Source organism: Planomonospora algeriensis (assembly GCF_977012225.1).
In genome coordinates this window covers 1-1,697 of sequence record NZ_CDRNDK010000803.1, presented here as the reverse complement: position 1 = coordinate 1,697, position 1,697 = coordinate 1, and the positions used below count along the sequence as shown (strand labels likewise).

The window sequence follows — 1,697 nt, the reverse complement described above, 5'->3', positions numbered from 1 at the left end:
CGCGACAGCTCCGCGGCCTGCTCGTCCAGCAGCAGCGCGCGCCGCTGCGCCGCGCGCGCGTTGGTGATCAGCCGGATGATCAGGAATCCCATCAGGGCCGCGAAGATGACCAGCGGCGCCACGAAGTCGAGGGGGTCCATCAGCGCGCCGGACGGGACGGTGACGACAAGGGAGAAGGGTCCCGCGCAGGCCATCACCAGGAAGGCGACGCCCCGTGCGACCGTCAGGTGGCCGTCGGAGGCGGTCCGGCGGCCGTCGGCCGCGGACGGGTGCAGCGCGGCCGTGCCCATGAGGACGAACCAGAGCAGCCAGCCCCCGTTGCCCAGGAGGTCGTAGCCCCAGCTCTCGCCGACCTGCAGGTCGAGGGCGTACAGCACGTCGTTGGCGAACATCCCGGCGAAGCCCAGGACGAGCATCGCGTAGGACCGGTTGCGCAGGCCGTGGGTGAACCAGAGCCGGATGACCATGAACTGCACGAACAGGTCGGCGGCCGGATAGGTCGCCGCCATGAGGATGTTCCGGTCCGACGGGTCCTGGATGCCCCCGTAGGGGTTGAAGGCCACCGTCCAGTACACGAAGGCCACCCCCAGCAGGATGACCATGGCGTCGAGCGTCACCCCGCCGTCCCTGGAGCGGATCGCGTTGCCCGGCAGCCTGCCCAGCCCGGCGAACAGGAGCGGATAGGAGAAGAGGTAGACCACCTCCATCCAGATCGGGACCGGGTGGCCGACGCCGCCGGCCGTCAGGAACCAGCCGGTCCACAGCAGGTCCGCGCCCACCCAGACGGCCAGGCCCGCGGCCAGCAGCCGCCACGCCGCCGGGGCGGCCGGGCGGCGCAGGCGCGTCCCGGCGATCATCGCGGCGACCGCGGCGAGCGACACGGCCGACCGGATGGCCACGTCGTCGGTCTCGCCCGGCAGCACGAGGCTCGCGGCGCTCATCAGGAGCCCTCCCACGAGGAAGAGCAGCCACCGGGGAGGCCGGGCCGCCTTCCGGCGGCGGGCGGCGTGCCTCGTGGGGGAGGCATCTGGCTGCATCGTCTTCTCCTGGGGCGTGGCGGCGAGCGGCCGTCCCGTGCGGGCCGGGCGGCGGGGTGGCGGACCGGCCGGTCAGCGGTCGCGGCGGTGCGGGCCGGGGGCGCGCGTGAGGCCGCTCAGCGGTCGTAGCCGTACAGGCCGGAGGCGCGCACGGAGCCGGTCAGCGGTCGTAGCCGTACAGATCGTGGGTGCGCATGAGGCCGATCAGCTTGCCGGGGTAGGCCGGGTCGGTGGCGTATCCGGCCTTCGCGATCTCCTGGGCGAACCGGTCGGGGTTCTGGGAGTGGGCGAACGCGGCCCGGTAGCGGCTGTTGGAGGCGAGGAAGTCGCCGTGGTCGGCGAACGAGTCCGCCGCCGTGCGGTACGTCCGGAAGGACGCGGTGGTCTTCCCGCAGCCGCCCGAGCCGCACTCGGTGGTCGGGTAGTCGCGGCAGCCGGCCGCGCGGCCGGCCGGGCCGCCGAAGCACTTGATGCCGAAGTAGTTGCGGTCCCTGGTCGCCAGCTTGCTGCGGCCCCAGCCCGACTCCAGGATCGCCTGGGCCAGGGTCACCGAGGCGGGCACGCCCGTCGCCCGCATGCTCTGCCGGGCGGCGGGGCCGACCTGCCGGACGAACTCCGCCGGGCTGCCGGGGACGACGGCCAGGGCGGGGGCCGCGGCGG

Annotated in this window: 2 protein-coding genes; both read right to left on the bottom strand. The window is 74.1% G+C overall.

The genetic code is table 11. The features are described 5' to 3' along the window. A partial coding sequence (locus tag ACWJ6R_RS35940; RefSeq protein ID WP_449066480.1) for a hypothetical protein occupies window positions 1-1,037 on the bottom strand: 1,037 nt, incomplete at its 3' end. Between the two features lie 160 nt (window positions 1,038-1,197). Further along, a partial coding sequence (gene gsmA, locus ACWJ6R_RS35935) for a sporangiospore maturation cell wall hydrolase GsmA (RefSeq protein WP_449066479.1) occupies window positions 1,198-1,697 on the bottom strand: 500 nt, incomplete at its 5' end.